The organism is Cellulomonas triticagri (genome assembly GCF_003696205.1).
Taxonomy (GTDB): domain Bacteria; phylum Actinomycetota; class Actinomycetes; order Actinomycetales; family Cellulomonadaceae; genus Cellulomonas; species Cellulomonas triticagri.
In genome coordinates this window covers 1-17,471 of record NZ_RFFI01000053.1, presented here as the reverse complement: position 1 = coordinate 17,471, position 17,471 = coordinate 1, and the positions used below count along the sequence as shown (strand labels likewise).

The following is a 17,471-nucleotide window of genomic DNA, read 5'->3' as shown; positions in this document are numbered from 1 at the left end:
CGGCCGTCCACCCCATCGTGCCTGGTGCGGGCCACCCTCCGGTGCACCCACGCGGGCGCGCCGGGCCTCGGCAGAGGGGGGCGGGGACGATTGTAGGAGAGCCACCTGTCCGCACCCGAGCCCCGGGGGCGACCTGGGGACGACGGTGCGCCCCCACGGTCCGGACCGGGGCCCCGGTCAGATGCCGAGCTGGTACACGCCCCAGTACGCCAGCACCACGAGCAGCGCCGCGCACGCCGCGCACGTCCCCCACAGCACCGCGTGCCCCAGCAGCCCGTGCGCGAGCGGCTGCCCCGCGGCCCGCAACCGCCGCAGCCGCACGACGACGGACGCGGCGGCCGCGACGGCGACGAGCCCGAGCACGCGGACCACGAGCCACCCGCCCTGGACCACCCACCCGTTGCGCTCGTAGCCGAGCGCGAGCCGCGCGACGCCGTACAGGTAGAAGACCAGCCCGACGACGGTGGCGACCGTGCTGGCGGACAGCACCGCGAGGCGACGCGCGAGGCCCTCGTCGCGGTGGTGCGAGCGGGGCAGCCCGCGCAGGTGCCGGACGCCGACCAGCGCCTGCCGCCCGAGGGGCAGCAGGACGATCAGGCCGACCGCCCCGAGGACGAGGAAGACGAGCACGTCGCCGTTGCCGAGCCAGCGGGGCTGCGCGACCGGCGCGGCCCAGTAGAGCTGCTCGGGCTGGTCGCCGGCGACGCGCGGGTCGGCGGAACCCGTGCCGGGCAGGCCGAGGACCCAGCCGGTGAGGTCCCGCAGGAACACGGGGTCCACGACGGTGTCGACGCGGATGCCGTGGTCGGCGCCGCGGTAGTAGCGGACCGTGTAGTCGGGGTTCCCGGCGATGGCGACGTCGCGGATGATCTGCTCGGCGCCCTGCACCAGCGGCATCGACGCGTCGCCGGTGCCGTAGACGACCAGCACGGGCTGGGTCATGCGCCGCTGGTACGGCGCGACGTCGAAGTCCGCGTACTCGAACCCGCCGCCGGGCAGGGACATGCCGACGGCGCGCGGGATCGCCCGGAACACCTGCTGCGGGACGCCGGTGTTGCGCAGGTACTGGTCCACCGCGAAGGCCGCCTGCTGGCGGGGCGGCACGACGGGCGCGGACACGAGGGCGACGAACGCGACATCCGGCTGCTCGACGGCCATGACGGGCGCGATCCAGGCGCCCTCGCTCTCGGCGTACACGCCGACGCGGTCCGGGTCGACGCCGTCGACGTCGCGCAGCAGGTCGAACGAGTGCAGGTAGTCGTCGGCCATGGCGACGTAGTCGCGGTGCCGCGCCGTGTAGGTGTCGAGGCGCTTGTCCGGGACGAGCGTCGCGACGCCCGCCGAGGCGAGCGCCTGCGCCTGGTCCACGAACGCGTCGACGTACCTGCCCGTGCCCGCGCCGTGCACGAACAGCACCGCGGGCACGTCCTCGTCCGCGCCGACGGGGACGCGCAGCTGCGCCTCGACGGTGGTGCCGTCGAGCGGCACCTCCACGACCGAGGTCCGCACCGCGTAGTCGCCCGGCTCCCCCGCACCGGGGATCGCCGTGGACGACGTCTGGACCGTCAGCGGGTCGGTCATGGGGACCGGCGCCCACTGCGGGCCCATCAGCGCGCCGAGCACCGCGAGGACGATGGCCCCCGTGACGGTTCCTGCGGCGGTGCGGTTGCGCACCTCGCGATCATCCCGCAGCCGGGCCCGCCAGCCGAGGACGCGGCGCTCCTCGGCGTCGGGTGTCTCGCTCACCGGCGGTCAGAACCCCAGCCGGCCGAGCTGCTTCGGGTCGCGCTGCCAGTCCTTCGCGACCTTGACGTGCAGGTCCAGGTAGACGCGCGAGCCGAGCAGCGCCTCGATGCCGCGGCGCGCCCGGGTGCCGACGTCGCGCAGCCGCGACCCCGCCTTGCCGATGACGATGGCCTTCTGGCTGTCCCGCTCGACGAACAGGTGCACGCGCACGTCCAGCAGCGGCGGCTCCCCCTCGGCGACGTCGCGCGGCACGATCTCGTCCACGACGACGGCGAGCGAGTGCGGCAGCTCGTCGCGCACGCCCTCGAGCGCGGCCTCGCGGACGAGCTCGGCGACCATGACGGCCTCGGGCTCGTCGGTGAGCTCGCCCTCCGGGTACAGCGCGGGCCCGGGCGGCAGGTGCCCGATGAGCACCTGCTCGACCACGTCGACCTGGTAGCCGCTCTCGGCGGACACCGGCACGACGTCGGCCCACTCGCCGAGCTCGGACACCGCGAGCAGGTGCTCGGCGAGCCGCTGCTTGCCGACCAGGTCGGCCTTGGTCGCGATGGCGACGACCGGCGTGCGGCGGCCGAGCTGCGCGAGCTGCTCGGCGATGAACCGGTCGCCGGGGCCGACCTTCTGGTCCGACGGCAGGCAGAACCCGACGACGTCGACCTCGGTCAGGGTGTCCCGCACGAGCGTGTTCAGGCGCTCGCCCAGCAGGGTGCGCGGGCGGTGCAGGCCCGGGGTGTCGACCAGCACGAGCTGGGCGTCCTCGCGGTGCACGATGCCGCGCACGGTGTGCCGGGTGGTCTGCGGGCGGCCCGAGGTGATCGCGACCTTCTGCCCGACGAGGGCGTTAGTCAGCGTGGACTTGCCGGCGTTGGGCCGACCGACGAGGCAGGCGAATCCGGAGCGGTGCGTCATGGGGAGGTCTCTCGTCACTGGTCGGTGGTTCGGGTCGCGGCGTCGGTCGCGCGGTCGTGGGGCTCGCGGTCGTCGCGAGGCTCGCGGGTGTCGGGCTCGGGCTCCGGCTCGGGCGCCCGGGACACGAGCACGCGGGCGACGCGCTTGCGGCGCCCCTCGGTGCCCTGGGCGACCAGGCGCAGGCCGTGGATCTCCCCGGCGGAGCCGGGGATCGGCACCTTGCCGAGCGCCTTGGCGAGCAGCCCGCCCGCGGTGTCGACGTCGTCGTCGTCCACCTCCAGGCCCACGAGCTCGCCGAGCTCGTCCTTGCCGAGCCGGGCGGGGACGAGGAAGGTCCCGCCGCCGAGGTCCTCGACCTGCGGCGCGGACGGGTCGTGCTCGTCGGTGAGCTCGCCGACGATCTCCTCCAGGGCGTCCTCGATGGTCACGAGCCCGGCGATCCCGCCGTACTCGTCGACCACCATGGCGATGTGCGAGGCGCCGGCCTGCAGCTCGCGCAGCAGCTCGTCGACGGGCTTGGACTCCGGGACGAACACCGCGGGCCGCACGGCCGACGACGCCGGGGCGGTCGCCGCGGCGGGGTCGTCCTCCATCCGCCGCACGATGTCCTTGAGGTAGAGCACGCCCTTGAGGTCGTCCACCTGCTCGCCGACCACCGGCACCCGGGAGTAGCCGGAGCGCAGCAGCAGCGACAGCACCTTGCGCAGCGGCGTGCCCTCGCCCGTGGTCACCATGTCGGTGCGCGGGACCATCACCTCGCGGGTCAGCGTGTCGCCCAGCCCGAGCACGGAGCGCAGCATGGCGCGCTCGTCCGGGTCGCCGCCGGGCGCGTCGCGCTCGACCATCTCCCGCAGCTCGTCCGGGTCGGCCTCCGACCCCGCGCCGGGCGCGACCCGCACCAGCGGGCCGGCGACCACGTGCACGGCCGCGAGCAGGCGGGAGGTCGTGGCGAGCACGGCGCGCGGGTAGCGGTGGCCGAGCGAGCGCGGGCTCAGGCGCGCGAGCACCACCGTGAGGGTCGCGCAGGCCGCGACCGCGATCACGAGCTCGACGGACCACACCAGCGACGAGGCCGCGATGGCCAGCGTGAGGCAGACCGCGGCGACCATCTCGCACAGCAGCCGCAGCACCCCCGCGGACGCGGCGACGGCCGACCGCTGCTCGGCGAGCCGGTGCACGCGCTCCGCCGCCGGGTGCCGCGCCGCCATCAGGTCCGCGAGGTCCGCCCGGCCGATCCGCAGCACGGCGGCCTCACCGGCGGACAGCGTCGCGGCGAGCAGCACGGCCGCGCCGGTGAGCGCGACCAGCAGCGCGACGGGGACCTCGGTCATCGCCCCGCGAGGAAGGTCAGCAGCAGCTGCCGCTGCAGGCCGAACATCTCCTTCTCCTCCTCCGGCTCCGCGTGGTCGTAGCCCAGCAGGTGCAGGATGCCGTGCGTCGTCAGCAGCAGCAGCTCCTCCGCGGTCGAGTGCCCCGCGGTGCGGGCCTGCTCGACGGCGACCTCCGGGCACAGCACGACGTCACCCAGCAGCCCCGCGGGCGTGGGCTCGTCCGCGCGACCCGGGCGGAGCTCGTCCATCGGGAAGGACAGCACGTCCGTCGGACCGGGCTCGTCCATCCACTTCACGTGCAGGTCCGTCATCACCTCGGTGTCGACGAACAGGATCGACAGGTCGGTCTGCGGGTGGACGTGCATCTGGTCCAGCACGAAGCGCGCCAGCGCGGCGAACTCCGCCTCGTCGACCTCGTGACCGGACTCGTTGTTGACTTCAATGCTCATCGCTTGTTGGCGTCCCAGCGTGCGTAGGCGTCGATGATGTCCCCCACCAGGCGGTGGCGGACGACGTCGGAGGAGGACATCCGGCAGAACGCGACGTCGTCGACGTCCTGGAGGATGGATTCGACCACCCGCAGCCCGGACACCGTGCCCGACGGCAGGTCGACCTGCGTCACGTCACCGGTGACCACGACCTTGGACCCGAAGCCCAGGCGGGTGAGGAACATCTTCATCTGCTCGGCCGAGGTGTTCTGCGCCTCGTCGAGGATGATGAAGGAGTCGTTCAGGGTGCGGCCGCGCATGTACGCCAGCGGGGCCACCTCGATCGTCCCGGCCTCCATGAGCCGCGGGATCGAGTCGGGGTCGACCATGTCGTGCAGCGCGTCGTACAGCGGCCGCAGGTACGGGTCGATCTTCTCGGACAGCCCGCCGGGCAGGAAGCCGAGCCGCTCCCCCGCCTCCACCGCCGGGCGGGTCAGGACGATGCGGTTGACCTGCCGGGCCTGCAGCGCCTGCACGGCCTTCGCCATCGCGAGGTACGTCTTTCCGGTACCCGCGGGGCCGATGCCGAACGTGATGGTGTTCCGGTCGATCGCGTCGACGTACTCCTTCTGCCCCGCGGTCTTGGGCCGGATGGTGCGGCCGCGCGAGGACAGGATGTTGAACGCCAGCACGTCCGCCGGGCGGGTCTCGGTGCCCGCGGTGAGCATGGCGACGGACCGGGTGACGACGTCCGCGCTCAGCGGCGTGCCGCCGGCGGCCATCTCGACCAGCTCGTCCACCAGGCGCGCGACCAGCGCGACGTCCCCCGCCGGACCGGCGAGGGAGATCTCGTTGCCGCGCACGTGCACGTCCACGCCGGGGAAGCCGGACTCGACGGCGCGCAGCACCTGGTCGTTCAGGCCCAGCAGCTCGACCATCGAGACCCCGGCGGGGATCGTGATGCGGTGCTCCACCCGGGCGGCGCCGGGGAGCTGGTCCGCGCGCGCGGACCGGTCGGGTGAGGTCTCAGCCATGTGCTCGGCTCGCGCCGCTGCACTCCTTCGGGAGATCCGGATCGGACAGCAGCGAGTCTACCGGCGACCTCCGTCAGGATGCCGCCTCATTCGCCGCGTCAGCGCCTGGGGGCGGGGCGCGACGGCGAACCGGCGAGGATGAGGTGTGACCACCCCGCCCCGTCTCGTGCTCGTCGGCCCCGTGGCGACGGGGAAGTCGACGCTCGGCGCGGCCGTCGCGACGGCGCTCGGTGTGCCGTTCGTCGACGTGGACGGCGTCGGCGACCGGTACTACGCGGAGGTCGGGTGGAGCATCGACCGCCTGGTCGCCCGCAGCGCCGCCGTCGGGCGACTCGCGGCGGAGCGCGAGTGGGAGACCGCCCGAGCGCACGCGGTCGCCCGCGTGGTCGCCGAGCACCCGGGCGCCGTCGTCGCGCTCGGCGCGGGTCACACGAGCTACGTCGACCCCGACCACGCCCGGCACGTCCGCACGGTGCTCGCAGCGGTGCCCCACGTCGTGCTCGTCCTGCCGTGCGCCGACCGCGACGCGGCGCTCGCCGTGCTGCGGCGGCGGTCCCTCGCGACGAAAGGTCGCGACTGGGTGGTCGACGGCCACGACCTGCTCGCGGAGTGGGTGGACGACCCGACGACGCGTACCGTCGCGACCGACGTCCTGCTGACCGGCGACGAGGGGCCCGACGCCTCGGCAGCCCGGCTCCTGGACCTGCTCGGCTGACCCCGCAGATGGGGGTGGTCACGGCCGCTCCCCCGGAGGAGACTCGGGAGCGCCGGGGGCAGCGGCGCCCCCGCGGGACGCGGAGGCTGACGTGGCGCGCTATGTCCAGGACTTCTCCGAGGGCGGCAAGGACCAGAAGGACCTGCTGGGCGGCAAGGGTGCGAACCTCGCCGAGATGACCCGGCTGGGGCTGCCGGTCCCCCCGGGGTTCACGATCACGACGGACGCCTGCCGGGCGTACATGCGCACCGGGCAGCTGCCGCCGGAGCTGCGCGTCGAGGTGACGATGGCGGTGCGGCGGCTGGAGGACGCGCTGGGGCGCGGGCTCGGCGACTTCCACGAGCCGCTGCTGGTGTCGGTGCGCTCGGGCGCGAAGTTCTCGATGCCCGGGATGATGGAGACGGTGCTGAACGTCGGGCTGAACGACGCGTCGGTGGTGGGGCTGACGGAGTTCTCGGGCGACGAGCGGTTCGCGTGGGACTCGTACCGGCGGCTGGTCCAGATGTTCGGCAAGACGGTGCTGGACATCGACGGGGACCTGTTCGCGGACACGCTGGACAAGGCGAAGGCCGCGAAGGGCGTGGACGAGGACGTCGACCTCGACGCCGCGGACCTGCGGGCGCTGGTGGACGCGTTCAAGGAGATCGTGCGCACCGAGTCGGGGCGGGAGTTCCCGCAGCACCCGCGCGAGCAGCTGGACCTGGCGATCGTGGCGGTGCTGCGGTCGTGGAACACGGAGCGGGCGCGGCTGTACCGCCGGCGCGAGCGCATCCCGGACGACCTGGGGACGGCCGTGAACATCTGCTCGATGGTGTTCGGGAACCTCGGCCCGACCTCGGGGACGGGCGTGGCGTTCACGCGGGACCCGGCGACGGGGCACACGGGCGACTACGGGGACTACCTGGTGAACGCCCAGGGCGAGGACGTGGTGGCGGGCATCCGCAACACGCTGAGCCTGACCGAGATGGAGGCCGCGGACCCGCGGGCGTACGCGGACCTGCGCGCGGCGATGCGGCGGCTGGAGACGCACTACCGGGACCTGTGCGACGTGGAGTTCACCGTGGAGCGCGGCACGCTGTGGATGCTGCAGACCCGGGTGGGCAAGCGCACGGCGCCCGCGGCGTTCCGGATCGCGACCCAGCTGGTGGACGAGCACCTCATCACCGAGGACGAGGCGCTGGACCGGGTGAGCGGGGCGCAGCTCGCGCAGCTGATGTTCCCGCGGTTCGACGCCCGCGCGGACCGGACGCTGCTGACCCGCGGCATGGCGGCGTCACCGGGCGCGGCGGTCGGCCGGGTGGTGCTGGACTCGGCGACGGCGCAGCGGTGGGCGGCCGAGGGGCAGCCGGTGGTGCTGGTGCGCCGGGAGACCAACCCGGACGACCTCGGCGGCATGATCGCGTCGGTCGGGGTGCTGACGGCGCGCGGCGGGAAGACGTCGCACGCCGCGGTGGTGGCGCGCGGCATGGGGCTGACCTGCGTGGTCGGGGCGGACCGGCTGGAGATCGATCTGACGGCGCGCTCGGTGACGGTCGGCGACCGCGTGGTCGCGGAGGGCGACACCGTGGCGGTCGACGGGTCCACGGGCGAGGTGTTCCTCGGCGAGGTGCCGGTGGTGCCCTCCCCCGTCAGCACCTACCTGGAGCAGGGCCTGGACGCGGCGCTGACCCAGGTCGCGGAGACCGGCGAGGACGACGCCACGTCCGACCTGGTGCGCTCGGTGCACCGGCTGCTGACGCACGCCGACGAGGCCCGGCGGCTGCGGGTGCACGCGAACGCCGACACCGCCGAGGACGCGCGCCGCGCCCGGGCGCTCGGCGCCGAGGGCATCGGGCTGTGCCGCACCGAGCACCAGTTCCTCGGCGAGCGGCGGCTGCTCGTGGAGCGGGTGGTGCTCGCGGAGGACGACGCCGCGCGGGACGCGGCGCTGGCGGAGCTGCTGCCGCTGCAGCGCGCGGACTTCACGGCGCTGCTGACCGAGATGGACGGGCTGCCGACGACGATCCGGCTGATCGACCCGCCGCTGCACGAGTTCCTGCCTGACCTCACCGACCTGGCGGTGAAGGTCGCGCTGGCCGAGGAGCGGGGCCAGGCGGACCCGCAGGACGTCCGGCTGCTGGCCGCGGTGCGGCGGATGCACGAGGCGAACCCGATGCTGGGGCTGCGCGGGGTGCGGCTCGGACTGACGGTGCCGGGGCTGTTCGCGCTGCAGATCCGGGCGGTGTGCGAGGCCACGGCAGACCGGCTGGCCGACGGCGGGCACCCGCACGCGGAGATCATGGTGCCGCTGGTCGGCTCGGTGATGGAGGTGCACCTGGTGCGCGACGAGGCGCTGCGGATCATGGCGGAGGTCGGCGCCGAGCGCGGGGTGCACCTCGACCTGCCGGTGGGCGCGATGATCGAGCTGCCGCGCGCCGCGCTGACGGCGGACCGGGTGGCGGAGGCCGCGCAGTTCTTCTCGTTCGGCACCAACGACCTCACGCAGACCACGTGGGGGTTCTCCCGGGACGACGTCGAGGCGGCGTTCTTCCCGCAGTACCTCGCGAACGGGGTGCTGACGGAGTCGCCGTTCGAGAGCATCGACACCAAGGGCGTGGGCCGGCTGGTGCGGATCGCCGTCGAGGAGGGCCGGGCCGCCCGGCCGGACCTGGTCGTCGGGGTGTGCGGCGAGCACGGCGGCGACCCGGAGTCGATCGAGTTCTTCGACCAGGTCGGCCTGGACTACGTCTCGTGCTCGCCCTACCGGGTCCCGGTCGCGCGCCTGGAGGCGGGCCGCGCCGCCATCCGCACGGGCAGCTGAGCGCACGAGGTCGAGGGTTTCCCCTCTGAGTGCAGGGGGAAACCCTCGACCTCGCCGGAAACCCTCGACCTCGCCAGGTGGTCAGGCGCGGGTGAGGGCGACCGTGCTCCAGCTGATCGCCGGGAGGGTCAGGCTCAGGGTGCCGTCCTCCAGCGTGACGTCGTCGCGGACGACCGGGGCGACCTCGTCGGGCGCGTCGGCGGTGTTCGCCGCGAACGGGTCGTCGTGGTGCAGCGTCGTGGCCTCGACCACCCGGACGTCGCCGAGCCGGGACAGGTCGATGGCGAGGTCCTGCGCGTTCTCGGGGTGCCGGTTGACGACGAGCAGCGCGCCGGTGCCGGTCTCCTCGTCCCACGTGGCGACGGCGTCGACGGCGGGGACGTCGCCGTGCTGGGCGGTCGGGAACGTCTCCGACGTCGGCGCGACGCGCAGCACGGAGCCCTTCGCGAGCGCGGCGGCCTGCGCGAACGGGTGGAAGATCGTCTGCTTCCAGACCCGGCCGCCGGGCTCGGTCATGATCGGCGCGATGACGTTGACGAGCTGGGCCTGCGACGCGGCGGTGACGCGGTCGGAGTGCCGCAGCAGCGTGATGAGCATGTTGCCGACGACGACGGCGTCCATGGCGGAGTAGCGGTCCTCCAGCAGCACCGGCGCGACCGGCCAGTCATCGCCCGCCGGGGGCACGGAGGCGGCGCGGGACTGGTACCAGACGTTCCACTCGTCGAACGAGAGCATCATGCGCTTCTCGGCCTTGAGCGCCGCGCGCACGCCGTCGGCGGTGGCGACGACGTCGTCGATGAAGGCGTCCATGTCGACGGCGGACCCGAGGAACGAGTGCGTGTCCTCGCCCTTGATCTCGTAGTACCGGTGGATCGAGATGTAGTCGACCTGGTCGTAGGTCTCGGTGAGGACCTCGCGCTCCCAGGAGCCGAAGGTCGGCAGGTCGGGCGCGGACGAACCGCAGGCGACGAGCTCCAGGGTCGGGTCGACCTGGCGCATGGCGCGGGCGGTCTCGGCGGCGATGCGGCCGTACTCGTGGGCGGTCTTGTGCCCGGTCTGCCAGGGCCCGTCCATCTCGTTGCCGAGGCACCACATGCGGATGTTGTGCGGCTCGGCCGAGCCGTTCGCGGCGCGCTGCTTCGCCCACGCCGTCGGGGCGGTGCCGTTGCAGTAGTCGAGCAGGTCGACGGCCTCGAGCACGCCGCGGGTGCCGAGGTTGACGGCCATCATCGGCTCGACGCCGGCCTTGCGGGTCCACCGCATGAACTCGTCCACGCCCACGGTGTTCGGGTCGAGGGAGTGCCACGCGAGGTCGAGGCGCGCGGGCCGGTCCTCGACGGGGCCGACCCCGTCCTCCCAGCGGTAGCCGGACACGAAGTTGCCACCCGGGTAGCGCACGGTGGTGACGCCGAGCTCGCGCACGAGGTCGAGGACGTCCTGCCGGAAGCCGTCCTCGTCGGCGGTGGGGTGGGTGGGCTCGTGGATGCCGGTGTACACGCAGCGGCCGAGGTGCTCGACGAACGAGCCGAACGTGCGGCGGTGGACCGGCGAGACGACGAGCTCGGGGTCGACGGTGAGGCGGGCGTTGGCCACGGGGGTCCTTCCTGAGGCGGGTGGTGCGGGCGGTGCGGGTGCTACTTGACGGCGCCGGACAGCAGGCCGCTGACGTAGTACTTCTGGAGCAGCAGGTAGATGACGACGCACGGGACGACGGTGACCGTGACACCGGCCTGCATGACGCCCCAGTCGAGCTGGTTGTTCTGGCCGGAGGCGAGCATCTGCAGGCTGACCGGGAGCGTGTAGAGCTTCTGGTCCACGAGCAGGATGAGGGTCGCGAAGAACTCGTTCCACGCGGTGAAGAAGGTGAGCAGGGCCGTGGAGATCACGCCCGGCAGGGCGACCGGCAGCAGCACGCGGCGCATGGCCCCGAGCGTGCCACACCCGTCGATCATCGCGGCCTCCTCCAGGCTGCCGGGCAGCGACGCGAAGGTGTTCCGCATGAGGAACAGCCCGAACGGCAGGCTGAACGTCGCGATCACCAGCACCAGGCCGGGCAGGGAGCCGAGCAGCCCGAGGTTGCGCAGCGTGAGGAACAGCGGCGTGATGATCGCCTGGAACGGCACCATGAACGCGACGAGCGCGAGGAAGAACAGGAACCCGGAGCCCCTGAACGGCAGCTTCGCGAACCCGTACCCGGCGAGCGTGGCGACCGTCGTGGTGAGCAGCGTGACCGACAGCGACACCCCGATGGAGTTGCCGAGCGAGCGCAGCAGGCTGATGCCGGACGAGGAGTCCGCGAGCGCCGCGTAGTTCTCCAGCGACCAGTCCTGCGGGAACATCGTGGGCGGCACGGCGGCGGCCTCGGCGGGTGCCTTGAGGCTCTGCGTGAGCATCACGTACAGCGGGTAGAGGAACAGGATCGCGAGGCACAGGCACACGACCCACCAGGCGAGGCGCGGCATGGAGGCGCGCACCTCGCCGATCGTGCGCGGGATCCGCCCCCGGCGCCGCGGCTCGCGCGGGCTGGTGGTGTCGGGCGTGGCGAGGGCGGAGACGTCGGTGGCGCTCATGCGTTGTCCGTGTTCCTCAGCAGGAGCATCTGCAGGGCGCTCACGGCCGCGAGGGCGACCATGAGCAGCACCGACATCGCGGCACCGGCGCCGAGCTCGAACTGGATGAAGGAGGTCCGGTAGGTCTGGTAGACGGCGGTGATGGTCGAGTTGTTCGGCCCACCGGACGTCATGATGAAGAACTGGTCGAACGCGAGCAGCGAGCCCGCGACGGAGAACACGAGCACCAGCGCGAGGGTGGGGCGCAGCAGCGGCAGGGTGATGTGCCGGAACGCCTGCCACCGTCCGGCGCCGTCGATGCGGGCGGCCTCGTTGACCTCGACCGGGATGGACTGCAGCCCGGACGACAGCAGCAGCATCTGCAGGCCGACGACCTTCCAGGTGACCATGGCGAGCACGATGACCAGCGCCGAGGTGAAGGTGGCGAACAGGTTCTCGGAGGCGTCGAGCAGCCCGGCGCGCTCCCCCAGCGCGCTGGCGGGCCCGAGGTCGGGCTGGAACAGGTACATCCACAGGTAGGACGCGGCGGCCATGCCGATGACGACCGGGATGAAGAAGATCGTCTGGAACCCGCGGGCGGCGCGGGACCCGCCGCGCACGAGCAGCGCGAGCACGAGCGCGACGACGAACAGCAGCGGCGTGGCGATCAGCGTGTACCGCAGCGTGAACCCGACGGCGGCGAGGAAGTCCTCGTCGCCGAGCGCGCTCGTGTAGTTCGCGAGGCCGACCCAGGTGTGCTCGCCGAGCATCGGCCAGTCGTAGAACGACATCCGGATCGTCTGGGCCAGGGGCCACAGGAAGAACAGGCCGAGCAGCACGGCGGCGGGCAGGACCATGAGGACGCCGAGCCGGGTGCGGCGGCGGGACAGGGTGGTGCGGCGCCGGGGGCGTCCGCCGCGCGGCAGCGCGACACCTCCGGGTGCGGGTGGGGCCATCACGGGTGCGGTCATCGCGTCAGAACTCCGTCGTCCGAGGGGGATGGGCTAGTCGGTGGCCTTGTCGAGGATCGCCTGGGCGTCCTCCTGGGCCGCGCGCTGGGCGTCGGCGATGTCGCCCTGCCCGAAGACGGCGTCCTGGATGAGGCCGGCCCAGACGCCGTTGTTGTCGTTGAACAGCTCGTTCTCGACGACCGAGTAGGGGGTGTACCCGACGCCGAGCGCGTCGGCGAACACCTGGAACCGGGGGTCGCGGGGCACGTAGATCTCGTCCAGCAGGTCCATGCGGATCGGCAGGATCGCGTTGTCGGCGAGCACCTGCTGCGCGTCGCGGTCGGTGGCCCACTCGAGGAACTCCCAGGCGCCCTCGGGGTTGGCGGCGCCGGTCATCACCGACAGCACGTCGCCCCCGGCGAACGACGCGGAGCCGCCGTCCTGGCCCGGGATGGGCGCGACGCCGAAGTCCACGGCGCCGTCCGAGACCAGCGTCGACATGAACGACGTGCCGTCGAACCGGATGCCGACGGTGCCGGACTGGAACGCCGTCGCGGCGTTGGGGCCGTTGTCCGTGCGGACGAGCTCCGGCATCGTGCCCGCCTGATACATGTCGCGGTACAGGCCCAGCGCGCCGCCGACCTCCTCCGAGTCGAGCAGCGCCTCGGTGCCGTCGGCGTTCAGCACGTCGCCGCCGGAGGCCCACACCAGCGGGGTGAGCGAGAAGATGTTGCAGCCGCCGCAGGCGCCGGAGAACACGAAGCCGGAGCGGTCCTCGCCGGACCCGGCGACGGCCTCGGCCGCGGCCTGCACCTCGGCCCAGGTGGTCGGCGGGGCCTCGGGGTCGAGGCCGGCCTCCGCGAAGAGGGTCTTGTTGTAGAACATCACCGAGACGTCGCCGGTGAACGGGACGCCGTAGATCCGGTCCTCGTAGGTGACCTGGCTGACGTGCGCGGGGCTGAGGTCGTCCGCGTACGGCAGCGCCTCGACCTCGTCGGTGACGTCGGCGAGCACGCCCTGGGACGCGAAGTACGGCGCGAACACCAGGTCGAGGGACGCGATGTCCGGGCCCTGGTAGGCGGCGACGGCCGTGCCGAGCTTCTGCACGAAGGACGTCGCGGGCACGAGCGTGACCTCGACCTGCGTCTCGTGGGTGGCGTTGAACTCGGCCGCCAGCGTGCCCATGATCGACTTCTGGTAGTCGCGGACCCACAGCGTGACGGTGTTCTCGTCACCCCCGCGCCCGCCGAGCCCCAGCGTCGCGCACGCGCTCGTCGCCAGCCCCACCACGGCGACCAGCGCCGCCGTCCTCCACGCTCTGCGCATCGTCGCGCCGTCCCTTCGTCGTCCAGAGGTGCCCCGGTCGGGGCCGGTGCGGGGCCAGCGCCCCGCGATCGAACCAGCGGGCGGTCAGGCCAGCGGGATCCAGACCCGCATCGCGCCGGTGGTGCGGTTGCCCCACTCGGCGTACGGGATCGCGGTGAGCCGCACGGGCTCGCCGTCCGCGGGCCCGGTCCCGACCCGGTAGAGCGCGTCCCCGGTCGTCGCCGCGGCGACCCCGGCGGCGACCAGGCGCGGCAGCGCGCCGTCCGCCGCGACGACCTCGACCGGCGCGCCCGGGACCAGCCGCACGTCCTCCACGGACGGGCCGCCGAGGTGGTCGGCCTGCTCGACGCAGTACACGACGGGGCCGCGGGTCAGCGCGACCGAGCCGCGCACCGCGTCCACCCGGGGGTGCGCGGACACGGCGACGGCGGGCATCGGCAGGTCGAGCTCGACCCGGCGCGTCCCGGCGGGCAGCACGAGGTAGCCGTCCTCGACGGTCATCGACCCGACGGCCACCGGGGCCGCTCCGTCGACGGAGGCCGTGACGTCCTGCGCCCAGCCCGGGAGCCGCAGCGCGAGCGCCCCGGCGAGCTCGCCGTCCACGTCCACGACGACCCGGCCGTCCGCCGGGTACGCCGTCGAGATCCGCAGCGTGCCGGAGCCGAGGTGGGCGGGCACGTCGACCTCCCCCGCGGCGAACAGGTGCACCCGCAGCGACGTGGCGTCGGCGGTGGCGACGTACGCGTGCAGGGACGCGACCAGGCGGGCGATGTTGGGCGGGCAGCACGCGCAGGAGTACCAGGGGGTGCGCCGCGACGGCGCGTTCTCCTCCTCGCGGTGCCCCTCGCGCAGGTGCAGCGGGTTGGAGTAGAAGAACGCCCGGCCGTCCGCCGACACCGACGCGGCGACGGCGTTGAGCAGCGCGCGCTCGACGGCGTCGGCGTACCGAGATCCGCCCTCGGCGAGCAGCATCCGGTACGACCAGTGCACGTCGGCGATGGCGGCGCAGGTCTCGGCGTAGGCGCGGTCCGGCGGCAGCTCGTAGGCGTCGCCGAACGACTCGTCGAAGTGCCGGGAGCCCATCGCGCCGGTCACGTACATCTTCTGGTGGTGCGCGGAGTCCCACTGCGCGTCCATCGCGGCGAGCAAGGTGTCGTCGCCCTGCTCGGTCCAGACGTCGGTGACCCCCGCGTTCAGGTAGAGCTGGCGGACGGCGTGGCCGGTGGCCTCGTGCGACTCGCGGACGGGCGCCTGGTCCTGGAAGTAGTGCGCCCCGAGGCGGTCGGGGCCGAGCAGCGCGAGGTCCTGCCCGCGCTCGTCCACCATCCGGCGGGCTGTCGCGAGGTACGGCTCGTGGCCGGTCTCGCGGTACAGCTCGACCAGCGCGGTCTCGACCTCGGGGTGGCCGCAGTACCCGGCCTCGCCGTCGGGGCCGAACCGGCGCACCAGCAGGTCGGCGCTGCGGCGGGCCAGCGCGAGGAAGTCGTCGCGACCCGCGCCGCGGTGCAGGGCCACGGCCGCCTGGATCAGGTGGCCGTAGCAGTACAGCTCGTGGGCCCAGCGCAGGTCGGCGAACCGGTCGTCCGGGCGGGTGCCCTGGATGTAGGAGTTGAGGTACCCGTCGGTGTCCTGCACCCGGGTGAGCAGGGCGAGGCTGTCGGCGAGGAACGCGTCGAACGCCGTGGTGCCGGTGCGGCCGATCTCCCAGCCGATCGCCTCGAGCGTCTTGTACAGGTCGGAGTCGGCGAACATGTAGCCGACGTACTCGGCGTCCGACTCCCCCACCACGCGGCGCAGGTTGGGCAGCACGCCGGAGGTCTCGAGCTGCTCGATGCTGTGCGGCAGCGTCGCGGCGGCGTTGAGCGCCTGCCACCGGCCGAGGTGCCCGGCGGGGTCGAGGCGCACCGCGGACGCGGGCAGCGGGCGCTGGGTCAGCCGGTCGGTCGTGCGGGGTGCGACGGGTCCGGCGTACGTGCGGTGCGACATGGGCTCCCTTGCCTGTGCGGTGGTGCGTCTCTGCGTGCCGACGCCACTCTGCATCGTTGATTACAACGATGTCAACCGATGGACAGCACCGGACAGCCCCCGAGGCACGCCCACGACGCCGCCACCTGCCCAGATGGCGCAGGATCACCCGGCTTCTGAGCAGGACGGACGGGTCGACCCACCCATGACATCGATAGAGAACGGCGCGGAGCGCCGCTCACACGACCGGCGTGCGCGGCCCCCCGCTGGACTCCCGGACCACCAGGTGGTGGTCCGCGACCACGACCTCCGGCGCACCGGTGCGCCCCTCGATCCGCCGGACCAGCAGATCCACGGCGGTGCGGGCGATCTGCTCCTGCCCCGGGTCGACCGACGTCAGCGGCGGCGTCGAGAACCGGGACTGCTCGGTGTTGTCGAACCCGACCACGGCGACGTCCTCCGGCACCCGCAACCCCCGGCTCGCCAGCACCCGCAGCACCCCGAAGGCCATCGCGTCGTTGAAGCAGAACACCGCGTCGAACGGCGCACCCGAGTCCAGCAGCCGCACCGCCGCGGCCGCGCCCGACGACCGGCGGTCCCAGTCCGGGGCGTCCAGCAGCAGCGCCGGGTCCACCGGCACCCCCGCCGCCGTCAGCGCGTCCCGGTAGCCCGCCTCGCGCTCGTCCGCCGAGCCGCCGTCCTGCGTCGTCCCGACCGCCGCGATGCGCGTGCGTCCCGCGGCCAGCAGGTGCGCGACCGCCGTGCGCGACGCCCCCCGGTCGTCCATCACGACCTGGTCCGCGGGCGGGTCGTCCAGCCGGGCGCCGAGCAGCACCACCGGGCCCTCGACATGCAGGCCCTGCAGGTCGATGACGCCCAGCGCGGCGGGCGACAGGATCGCCCCGTCGACCTGCTGCGCCCGTCCCCCGGACAGCACCGCGCGCTCCCGGGCGAGCAGCGCGTCGGTCGGCTCGATCACGACCGTGTAGCCGTGCCGCTCCCCCTCCGCGATCACCCGCTCGGCGACGTCGCCGAAGTACGGCTGGTACAGGTGCGGCAGCGCGAACGCGATCACGCCCGTGCGGCCCGACCGCAGCCGGGAGGCCGCCGGGTTCAGCCGGTAGCCGAGCGCGTCCACCGCCGTCAGCACCCGCGCCCGCGTCTCCTCGCGGACCCCGGGGTGCTCCGCGAGCACGTTGGACACCGTCTTCACGCTGACGCCCGCGGCGACCGCCACGTCGGCCATCGTCACCGCGCTCACGCGACCCCCACCCCCAGCGTCGACTCCCGCAGCCGCAGGTCCACGCCGGCGGCGGCCCGCGGGTCGTCGCGCGGCGGCGACCCCTCGATGCGGTCCGCGAGCAGCGCCACCGCCGTCCCCGCGACCTCCGACGTGCCCTGCGCGATGGACGTTAGCGACGGCACCGCGTACCGGGCGTCCTCCGTGTCGCCCGAGCCGATCACCGCGAGGTCGCCGGGCACCCGCAGCCCCCGGTCCAGCGCGGCCCGCAGCGCGCCGAGGGCCAGGGCGTCGTTGTGCGCGAGCAGCGCGTCGAAGGGCGGGCCGTCGTCCAGCAGCCGCGCCGCCGCGACCGCCCCCTCCTGGCGACCCCAGCGCGGGCCGACGTCCACCAGCAGCTCCTCCACCACGGCCACCCCCAGGTCCGCCGCCGCGCGCCGGAACGCCGCCGTGCGCCGTGCCCCCGGCGAGCCCGGCC

The 17,471-nt window shown here is 73.8% G+C and carries 14 protein-coding genes; 2 read left to right on the top strand and 12 right to left on the bottom strand.

Going from position 1 to position 17,471, the window contains the following annotated elements; genetic code table 11:
• Nucleotides 1-177 precede the first annotated feature (177 nt).
• Genes EBM89_RS10885 through EBM89_RS10865 form a run of 5 tightly spaced genes read right to left on the bottom strand, consistent with a single transcriptional unit; the run spans nt 178 to nt 5,448 of the window.
• Nucleotides 178-1,746 (bottom strand): alpha/beta hydrolase family protein, encoded by a 1,569-nt coding sequence (locus EBM89_RS10885; protein ID WP_369408646.1) that lies wholly within the window; start codon nt 1,744-1,746, stop codon nt 178-180.
• Between the two features lie 6 nt (nt 1,747-1,752).
• On the bottom strand, nt 1,753-2,655 hold the full coding sequence (gene era, locus EBM89_RS10880; protein WP_122149453.1) for a GTPase Era: 903 nt from the start codon (nt 2,653-2,655) through the stop codon (nt 1,753-1,755).
• 14 nt (nt 2,656-2,669) lie between these two features.
• Entirely contained in the window at nt 2,670-3,986 is a 1,317-nt protein-coding gene (locus tag EBM89_RS10875) for a hemolysin family protein (RefSeq protein WP_122149452.1), read from the bottom strand.
• On the bottom strand, nt 3,983-4,435 hold the full coding sequence (gene ybeY / locus EBM89_RS10870; protein ID WP_122149451.1) for an rRNA maturation RNase YbeY: 453 nt from the start codon (nt 4,433-4,435) through the stop codon (nt 3,983-3,985). Before ybeY ends, EBM89_RS10875 begins: the two co-directional genes overlap by 4 nt.
• Nucleotides 4,432-5,448 carry a PhoH family protein gene (locus tag EBM89_RS10865; protein ID WP_122149450.1) on the bottom strand — a complete coding sequence of 339 codons (1,017 nt, stop codon included), beginning with the start codon at nt 5,446-5,448 and terminating at the stop codon, nt 4,432-4,434. Before EBM89_RS10865 ends, ybeY begins: the two co-directional genes overlap by 4 nt.
• Before the next feature lie 145 nt (nt 5,449-5,593).
• Here EBM89_RS10865 and EBM89_RS10860 point away from each other — a divergent pair, with 145 nt between their 5' ends.
• Nucleotides 5,594-6,163, top strand: coding sequence for a shikimate kinase (locus EBM89_RS10860; protein ID WP_122149449.1), 570 nt, complete (start codon nt 5,594-5,596; stop codon nt 6,161-6,163).
• 91 nt (nt 6,164-6,254) lie between these two features.
• A complete protein-coding gene (gene ppdK / locus EBM89_RS10855) occupies nt 6,255-8,963 on the top strand; it encodes a pyruvate, phosphate dikinase (RefSeq protein ID WP_122149448.1) in 2,709 nt (902 codons plus the stop codon).
• Nucleotides 8,964-9,044: 81 nt separating this feature from the next.
• Here the strand turns inward: ppdK and arfA are convergent, their stop codons facing one another.
• The 7 genes from arfA to EBM89_RS10820 form a co-directional block, all read right to left on the bottom strand.
• Nucleotides 9,045-10,556: an arabinosylfuranosidase ArfA gene (gene arfA, locus EBM89_RS10850; protein ID WP_122149447.1), complete on the bottom strand. Its 1,512-nt coding sequence runs from the start codon at nt 10,554-10,556 to the stop codon at nt 9,045-9,047.
• Between the two features lie 41 nt (nt 10,557-10,597).
• On the bottom strand, nt 10,598-11,533 hold the full coding sequence (locus EBM89_RS10845; protein ID WP_233571675.1) for a carbohydrate ABC transporter permease: 936 nt from the start codon (nt 11,531-11,533) through the stop codon (nt 10,598-10,600).
• Entirely contained in the window at nt 11,530-12,483 is a 954-nt protein-coding gene (locus tag EBM89_RS10840; RefSeq protein ID WP_233571674.1) for a carbohydrate ABC transporter permease, read from the bottom strand. The genes EBM89_RS10845 and EBM89_RS10840 overlap by 4 nt, the downstream gene beginning before the upstream one ends.
• 33 nt (nt 12,484-12,516) lie before the next feature.
• A complete protein-coding gene (locus EBM89_RS10835) occupies nt 12,517-13,788 on the bottom strand; it encodes an ABC transporter substrate-binding protein (protein ID WP_122149446.1) in 1,272 nt (423 codons plus the stop codon).
• Between the two features lie 84 nt (nt 13,789-13,872).
• A complete protein-coding gene (locus EBM89_RS10830; protein WP_122149445.1) occupies nt 13,873-15,774 on the bottom strand; it encodes a glycoside hydrolase family 127 protein in 1,902 nt (633 codons plus the stop codon).
• A 217-nt stretch (nt 15,775-15,991) separates the two neighbouring features.
• Nucleotides 15,992-17,014, bottom strand: coding sequence for a LacI family DNA-binding transcriptional regulator (locus tag EBM89_RS10825; RefSeq protein WP_233571673.1), 1,023 nt, complete (start codon nt 17,012-17,014; stop codon nt 15,992-15,994).
• On the bottom strand, nt 17,011-17,471 hold a 461-nt coding region (locus tag EBM89_RS10820), incomplete at its 5' end, for a substrate-binding domain-containing protein (RefSeq protein ID WP_147463527.1). The genes EBM89_RS10825 and EBM89_RS10820, both read right to left, overlap by 4 nt.

Coding starts and splice junctions, on each gene's coding strand:
- EBM89_RS10835 (WP_122149446.1), bottom strand. CDS start 13,788: ATGCGCAGAGCGTGGAGGACGGCGGCGCTGGTCGCCGTGGTGGGGCTG.
- ybeY (WP_122149451.1), bottom strand. CDS start 4,435: ATGAGCATTGAAGTCAACAACGAGTCCGGTCACGAGGTCGACGAGGCG.
- era (WP_122149453.1), bottom strand. CDS start 2,655: ATGACGCACCGCTCCGGATTCGCCTGCCTCGTCGGTCGGCCCAACGCC.
- EBM89_RS10830 (WP_122149445.1), bottom strand. CDS start 15,774: ATGTCGCACCGCACGTACGCCGGACCCGTCGCACCCCGCACGACCGAC.
- EBM89_RS10865 (WP_122149450.1), bottom strand. CDS start 5,448: ATGGCTGAGACCTCACCCGACCGGTCCGCGCGCGCGGACCAGCTCCCC.
- EBM89_RS10875 (WP_122149452.1), bottom strand. CDS start 3,986: ATGACCGAGGTCCCCGTCGCGCTGCTGGTCGCGCTCACCGGCGCGGCC.
- EBM89_RS10840 (WP_233571674.1), bottom strand. CDS start 12,483: ATGACCGCACCCGTGATGGCCCCACCCGCACCCGGAGGTGTCGCGCTG.
- EBM89_RS10845 (WP_233571675.1), bottom strand. CDS start 11,533: ATGAGCGCCACCGACGTCTCCGCCCTCGCCACGCCCGACACCACCAGC.